Annotated in this window: 6 protein-coding genes; 3 read left to right on the top strand and 3 right to left on the bottom strand. The window is 71.8% G+C overall.

From position 1 onward, the window contains the following. Positions 1-48 precede the first annotated feature (48 nt). Entirely contained in the window at positions 49-948 is a 900-nt protein-coding gene (folP, locus tag IE317_RS43910; RefSeq protein WP_191317277.1) for a dihydropteroate synthase, read from the bottom strand. Positions 949-1,044: 96 nt separating this feature from the next. Here folP and IE317_RS43905 point away from each other — a divergent pair, with 96 nt between their 5' ends. Together IE317_RS43905 and IE317_RS43900 are read left to right on the top strand one after the other, a co-directional pair. Then, entirely contained in the window at positions 1,045-1,692 is a 648-nt protein-coding gene (locus IE317_RS43905; RefSeq protein ID WP_191317276.1) for a rhomboid family intramembrane serine protease, read from the top strand. 124 nt (positions 1,693-1,816) lie between these two features. Next, positions 1,817-2,596 carry a trypsin-like serine peptidase gene (locus tag IE317_RS43900; RefSeq protein WP_229903251.1) on the top strand — a complete coding sequence of 260 codons (780 nt, stop codon included), beginning with the start codon at positions 1,817-1,819 and terminating at the stop codon, positions 2,594-2,596. Positions 2,597-2,668: 72 nt separating this feature from the next. On the opposite strand, the gene IE317_RS43895 is transcribed toward IE317_RS43900, so the two are convergent. Further along, positions 2,669-3,496: a DUF11 domain-containing protein gene (locus IE317_RS43895; protein WP_191317278.1), complete on the bottom strand. Its 828-nt coding sequence runs from the start codon at positions 3,494-3,496 to the stop codon at positions 2,669-2,671. A 178-nt stretch (positions 3,497-3,674) separates the two neighbouring features. After that, complete coding sequence (locus IE317_RS43890; RefSeq protein ID WP_191317275.1) at positions 3,675-4,319, bottom strand: TetR/AcrR family transcriptional regulator; 645 nt, start codon at positions 4,317-4,319, stop codon at positions 3,675-3,677. An 87-nt stretch (positions 4,320-4,406) separates the two neighbouring features. Here IE317_RS43890 and IE317_RS43885 point away from each other — a divergent pair, with 87 nt between their 5' ends. Further along, complete coding sequence (locus IE317_RS43885) at positions 4,407-6,113, top strand: TIGR03086 family metal-binding protein (RefSeq protein ID WP_191317274.1); 1,707 nt, start codon at positions 4,407-4,409, stop codon at positions 6,111-6,113. The last annotated feature ends 855 nt before the right edge of the window (positions 6,114-6,968 follow it).

Here is a 6,968-nt window from a genome sequence, read left to right as displayed (position 1 = left end):
CGCGCCGGTCTTGTGGTTGCGGGCCCGGCTCAAAGTGATGTGACGGCCTCAGGCGACGGGATGACCACCCTGCTCCTTCTCTGGGTCAAGACCCGCTACCGCCTCCACTGCTTCCCTTGTCTCGCGGACATTGTGTGCTCTGAAGACCGCCGCGCCTGCTTGGGCCGCTATTGCCGTTGCGGCCAGGGTGCCCGCCAAGCGGTCGTGGGCTTCCACATCCAGCGTCTCTCCGATGAGGTCCTTGTTCGACAGCGCCACCAGCACCGGCCAGCCCGTGTCCACCAGGCGGTCGAAGTGCCTGAGGAGTTCGAGGCCGTGGCGGGTGCTCTTGCCGAAGTCGAACGTCGGGTCGATCAAGATCCCGCCGCGGGGGACGCCTGCGGCGGCGGTGCGCGCAGCCGCCGCCGTCAGCTCTGCCACGACGTCCGCCACGACGTCGTCGTAGCGGGGCCAGAAGGGCCTCTCCGGGGTCGGCGCCGGGTACGGGTCCGTGCGGAGCGGCATGCCCCCGACGTGCGAGCACACGTAACCCGCTCCGAACTCCGCGGCGACCTCGACCAGCTTGGGGTCGGCGCCCGCCCACGTGTCGTTGAGGAGGTCGGCGCCCGCTTCGCAGACCTGGCGGCCGACTTCGTGGCGCCAGGTGTCGACGCTGATCACCAGCCCGGGGTGGCGGCGGCGGACCTCGGCGACGAACGGCACCACCCGCCGGATCTCCTCGTCGACGTCGACCTCGGGGCCCTCGCCCGCCTTCACGCCGCCGATGTCCACGATGTCGGCGCCCGCGGCGACCGCTCTGTCCACCGCTTCGACGGCCGCGGTGTCGGCGAAGGTCGCGCCCTTGTCGTAGAACGAGTCGGGCGTGCGGTTGACGATGGCCATGACCAGGGCGCGGTCGCCGGGCATGCGACGGCCCCGGAAGACCATCTCCGGCCGGTGTGACGTCATGCGCCCAACCCTGCCAGGTCACGGCTGGGTCCGGAACGCCGCGTCCGGGCCGTGCGCCGGGTTATCCTCGGGCCGCCAACCGAGCAGGGGGACGACATGAACGAGGAACCGGTCCGCAGCGATGCCGAGCTGATGATCGCCGAGGCCAAGAAGGCCCTGTGGGCGATGGTCAGCCTGCTGGCGGTGATGTGGCTCGTGCAGATCGTCAACGCCGTCGAGAGCTACGACCTGAGCCGCGAGTTCGGCATCGAGCCGCGGGACCCGGGTTCGCTGCCGGACATCCTGACCTCGCCGTTCATGCACGCCAGCTGGATGCACATCGAAGCCAACTCGGGGCCGCTGTTCGTGTTCGGCTTCCTCGCCGCCTACCGCGGGGTGAAGAAGTGGCTCGGCGTGAGCCTGCTGATCATCGTCGCCAGCGGACTCGGCGTCTGGTTCATCACGCCGTCGCACACGGTCACCGTCGGCGCCAGCGGCCTGCTGTTCGGCTACTTCGGCTACATCATCGTGCGCGGGCTGTTCGACCGGCACCCGATCGACATCGTGATCGGGCTCGTGATGGCGCTGTGCTTCGCCTACACGTTCGTCTCCCTGCTGCCCACCGACGAGGGGGTCAGCTGGCAGGGGCACCTGTTCGGGTTCGTCGGCGGCATCGTCGGCGGCTGGCTGTTCCGCGACCGGCGGCCCAAGGCGGCCGCCGCGCCGGACGCGGCGACCACCCTGCTCCCCAAGGGCCTCGGCTAGGCGGCCCGCGCCGAAGTCCGCGCACATCCGGGCAGCCTGTGCCGTGCTGTGCGGGCGCTATGAGGTCGCTGTGCATCGGGCCGCGCACGCTGCGGATCCGGCGCCGCTGTGGTGATCTGGAGTCGTGGCGATCAAGTTTCCCCGCACCGCGCTGACGGCCGCGGCGTCGTTGCTGGTCCTGGGGACCGGGCTGGTCCTCGGCACCGGCACGACCGCCGACGACGCCTACGCCGCGGGCGCGCCGGCGCCGGTCACCACGCCGGTTCCCACTCCCGTCACCACCTCGGCCGCTCCGGCCGCTCCTGCTCCGGCTCAGGCCGCCGCTTCCTCGGTCGGGGCGCTGTTCGCGGGCGGGAGCCACTTCTGCTCGGCCAGCGTCGTGCACTCCGGCGCCGGCGACCTCGTCCTGACCGCCGCGCACTGCGTCCGGGGTGACATGACCTTCGCGCCGGGCTACCACGACGGCGTCGCGCCGTTCGGGATGTGGACGGTGACCTCGACCGCCGTCGCCGACGGCTGGAAGTCCTCGGCGGACCCGGACCTGGATTTCGCGTTCCTCACCGTCCGGCAGGCCGGAAACCCGGCCACGCTGGAAAGCCTCACCGGCGCGAACGTGCTCGGGACGAATCGCGGTTTCGAGCACCGGATCACCCTCACGGGCTACCCCGACACGACCGATTCCCCGGTGGTTTGCAACGGGAACACCACGCGGTCGGACACTTATCAGCTGCGGGTGGCGTGCCCCGGTTTTCCCGACGGAACCAGCGGCGGGCCGTGGGTGACCGATGGCGCGGTCATCGGCGTGATCGGCGGTTACCAGCTCGGCGGCGACACCCCGGACGTTTCCTACAGCGCGTATTTCGACGACGACATCGCGAAGCTGTACGCGTCGGTCACCGGCTGACTTTCCGGCGGAACGCGAAACGGGCCCGAGTCCCTGGCGGAGGACACGAGCCCGGTTCACCTCTCGCAACCCTCAGCAGGTCACGATGAGCCCGGTGAGCGCCGAGCACGTCTTCGCCGCGCTGTCGTTGGCGGGGTTGGGATCCGCGGGCGAGCTCGCCGTCCGCTTCGCCGTCGCGGTGTACGAACCGAGCGCGAGCAGGCCGCCGTTCACGGAGAACTTCGGCGTCGCGGAAGCACCGTTGGCCAGCGAAGCGACGTCACAGTCCACCGTCCGCGTGCCGCTGACCGGGGTGCACCCGGTGCCGCTGGCGAACGAAAGGCCCGCCGGATACGTGGCCACGACCCGGATTCCGGTCGCCGTGGAGGGGCCGTTGTTCGTCACGGTCACGGTGTAGTCGATGCGCGCGTTCAGCCCGCCGTGCCCGGTGGCGCCCAGCGCGACCTTGACGTCGGCCTGCGTGGACGGCTCGGCGATGGTGATCACCGGCCCGTCGAGGGTTTCGAAGGCGTAGTTGTCGCCGACGAACTGGTGCTGCAGCGTGAACTGGCCGGGCGCCGCGGTGTCCTTGACGCGCAGCGTCCACACCGTGGTCTTCGTGCCGCCCGCCTCGAGGTCGCCGAACGCGGCGCGGTAGCTGCTGCCGGCCTGGAAGCAGCCGACCGCCGTCGTGTTGGTGCAGGAGACGACGTCGACGACATCGGTGATCGGGGTCGGCGTGCCGTAAAGGGCGCCCTTCGCGAAAGTCACCGTGAAATCGGTGGGGTTGTGAATGGTTTGCGTGACCGTGAATGTCTGTCCCGGCAGCACGGTGGTGGGACTGACATCGACGGAACTGGTGGGCGTGTCCGCCTGAGCGGCGGGGGCGATTGCGATGAACGCCGTGGCCAGTGCGGCCACCGAAGACAGGATCGTGGTCCGTCGCCAGCTTCTGTGCATAGTCGTCATCTCGCTGTTCCAGTCCGGGGAATGCCGCTCTGACAGATGTTGCGTAGGTCTTTTGTGGACGGCCGACGCTGATCAGTCGTCGCACTCCCGGAATTCGTTACCGCCATCCGGACGCGCCCCGGCACGGCCGTCAGGAGGGACGCCAGCGGCCGTTCATCTCACCGGGCCGCGGCGGTGGCCCCGGCAAATCCGGCCCTTTCGCCGACAACCCCTCGATGAGCAGTGCGAGGTACCGGTTGCGCAGCTCCAGCGTGCGGTCCGGGTCGCCGTCGACGCGGATGGCGGCGCAGCACTCGAGGATCATGCCGATGTCCTCCGGGACGGCGTCGGGGCGCAGGCGCCCGGTTTCGCGCGCTCGCTCGACCAGTTGCTTCGTCAGCTCGCCGGCGCGGCGCGCGTCCCGGCCCATTTCGGGGGTCGGGGTGAACGTGCCGGCGAGGTGGACGGTCAGCGAATGCACGTCGGCTTCGACGACCCGGCCGAGGAACCCGGTCAGCGCCGCCCAGCCGTCCGGCTGCTCCGCGGCGACTTCCGCCTCGCCGATGTAGAGGAGCAGCCCGTCGTGGCAGATGTGGCGGAGCAGGATCTCCTTGCTCGGGTAGCGCCGGTAGAGCGCGCTGATCCCGACGCCGGCGCGTTCGGCGACCTGCGAGATCGGCGCCTTCGGATCACCGAGGAAGACGTGCCGGGCGGCGTCGAGGATCAGGATGTTGTTGCGGGCGGCCTGGCCGCGGCGGCCGGGCAGGGCTGTCTCGGGCGTGGCTGTCTCGGGCATGCGCCGAGATTACCACTGGAACGGATCGTTCCGGTCTGCTACAGTTCGGAACGAAGCATTCCGTTCCACCCTCTCGAGGAGTTCACCATGACGGTCCCCGCCCTCCGCCCGTTCCGCGTCGAGATCCCGCAGGCCGCCCTCGCCGACCTGGAGAACCGCCTGCGCGGGGCGCTGTGGCCGGACGAGCTGCCCGCCGAGTACGGCGTCACGAACGAGCGGGTCCGCGCGCTGGCGGAGTACTGGCTGGAGAAGTTCGACTGGCGGGCGTTCGAGGCGCGGCTCAACGCGTATCCGCAGTTCGTGACCGAGATCGACGGCGAGAGCATCCACTTCCTGCACGTCCGCTCGTCGCGGGAGGACGCGACGCCGCTGGTGCTCACGCACGGCTGGCCGGGCTCGATCGTGGAGTACCTCGACGTGATCGGCCCGCTGACCGAGCCGGCCTCGGCCGAGGAGCCGGCGTTCCACCTGGTCATCCCGTCCCTGCCGGGCTTCGGCTTCTCGGGCCCGACCCGGTCGGCGGGCTGGGAGACCCACCGCACGGCGGCGGCGTGGGCCGAGCTGATGAGCCGGCTGGGCTACGAGAAGTACGGCGCGGTGGGCAACGACGGCGGGTCGATGATCTCGCCGGAGATCGGGCGGCTCGCGCCGGAGAAGGTCGTCGGCGTGCACGTCACGCAGCTGTTCTCGTTCCCGTCCGGCGACCCGGCCGAAATGGCGGACCTGAGCGAAGCCGACCAGGCCGCGCTGGCGCACCTGCAGTGGTTCTCGGAGAACATGTTCTCGTTCAACATCCTGCACAGCCAGCAGCCGCACACGCTGGCGTTCGCGCTGACGGACTCGCCGCTGGGCCTGCTGGCGTGGAACGCGCAGCTGTTCGGCGAGCACCTGGACCCGGAGTTCGTGGTGGCGAACGTGGCGCTGTACTGGCTGACTCGCACCGGCGGCTCGTCGATCCGCTTCTACTACGAGAACGCGCACACCACGTCCCGCCCGGAGGGCCCGACGACGGTCCCGACGGCACTGGCGATGTTCAAGGGCGACTTCCAGTCGATCCGCCGCTTCGCCGAGCGCGACCACGCGAACATCGTCAGCTGGAACAGCTACGACGTGACCGCGACCGGCGGCGGCCCCCGCGACGCGGCGGGTCACTACGCGGCGCACGAAGCCACGGACGTCCTGGTGGCGGACATCCGCCGGTTCTTCGCGAGCCTGACCGGGGGAACGTCCTGGCCGATCCTGGAGGCGGCGCACGAGGCGCTGCGGTCGGCGATCGCGGGCGTGACGGACTGGTCGGCCCCGACACCCTGCGCGGAGTGGAACGTGACCCAGGTCCTCCAGCACGCGGCGGGCGACCAGCTGGGCTACGCGGCGCAGATCACCGGAACGGGCGGCCCGGACTTCAACCCGTTCGCCCCCTCGGGCACCCTCCCGGCCCCGGCGCCGGAGTACCTGGAGCCGACGTTGGCCGCCGCGGCGGCAGCGTTCGCCACGGTGGCGCACGACGCGGAGGCGGTCCCGACGCCCCTGCCGCAGGGAGCCCTCCCGGCCAAGGTGGCCGTGGGAGCGGCAGCCCTGGACGCGGCGGTCCACGCATGGGACATCGCCCGGGCGTCGGGCCAGCAGTCCCCGCTGACGCCGGAGCTGGCCGAGCAGCTGCTCCCGGTGGCCCACCAGCTGGCCGAGCCGTTGCGAGGCTTCGCGTACGCCCCGGCCCTGGAGGAGGCACCCAACGACGACGCGGCAGCGACGCTGCTCCGCTACCTGGGCCGCAACCCGGAGTGGACCGCCTGAGCCGGCGGCCGCGAGTGCCGGGAGCCGCAGCCGCGGCCCCCGGCACTCCCGCACGCACGCACCGACCGCCCCACCCCGCCCTGCCCCGCCCCACCCCGCCCTGCCCCGCCCCGGCCTGCCCCAACCTGCCCCTGCCCGGCTTGCTCCGGCTTGCCTTGCTCCGGCCCGCCCTGCCCCGCCGCACCACGGCCCGCCCCGGCCCGCCTCGCTCCGGCCCGCCCTGCCCTGCCCTGCCCTGCCCCGGCCCCCCCTGCCCGGCTTGCCTTGCTCCGGCCCGCCCTGCTCCGCCGCACCCCGACCCGCCCCGGCCCGCCTCGCTCCGGCCCGCCCCGCCCTACGCTTGGCCTGCCCTGCTCCGCCGCGCCCCGGCTTGCCCCGCCCAACGCTTTGCCCGTCCTGCCCCGCCTGCCTTGCTCCGGCCCGCCCTGCCCCGCCGCGCCCCGGCCTGCCCCGCCCTACGCTTGCCCGGCCCTGCTCCGGCCCCGGCTCCCGGCTTCCCGCTCCGCCCGGCCCGGCCCGGCCGTGGTCCCGGCGAAGCCGATGCACTGCGGTGCTCCCTTGTCAAAGCCGGATCTGCTGGTTTGTCCCCGCCCCCCTGACCACAGCCCGTCCCCCAGCAGGAGCCGTTTCAACGCCAGCGGGCCCCGCCACAATCGCCGGCTCTGCCGTGCGCCGTTGCGGAAGCAGACCTGCTGGCCGGCCCCCACCCCCTTTCAGGTGTCCACCGGCCCGAATGGCAAGCCGACAACCTGACCGGCACCCCACCCAGACCTCCCCACCGCCCCGATCCGAAGCCACAACACGGCCGGTGGCACCGGGTCAAGGCACGCTTTCCCGCCTTGACCCGGTGCCACC

This window comes from Amycolatopsis bullii (genome assembly GCF_014654205.1).
Classification (GTDB): domain Bacteria; phylum Actinomycetota; class Actinomycetes; order Mycobacteriales; family Pseudonocardiaceae; genus Amycolatopsis; species Amycolatopsis plumensis.
This window is presented reverse-complemented; position numbering and strand designations above follow the sequence as displayed.

Excerpts from the sequence above, each read along its gene's own strand:
- IE317_RS43885 (WP_191317274.1), top strand. The coding sequence starts at position 4,407 with ATGACGGTCCCCGCCCTCCGCCCGTTCCGCGTCGAGATCCCGCAGGCC.
- IE317_RS43890 (WP_191317275.1), bottom strand. The coding sequence starts at position 4,319 with ATGCCCGAGACAGCCACGCCCGAGACAGCCCTGCCCGGCCGCCGCGGC.
- folP (WP_191317277.1), bottom strand. The coding sequence starts at position 948 with ATGACGTCACACCGGCCGGAGATGGTCTTCCGGGGCCGTCGCATGCCC.
- IE317_RS43905 (WP_191317276.1), top strand. The coding sequence starts at position 1,045 with ATGAACGAGGAACCGGTCCGCAGCGATGCCGAGCTGATGATCGCCGAG.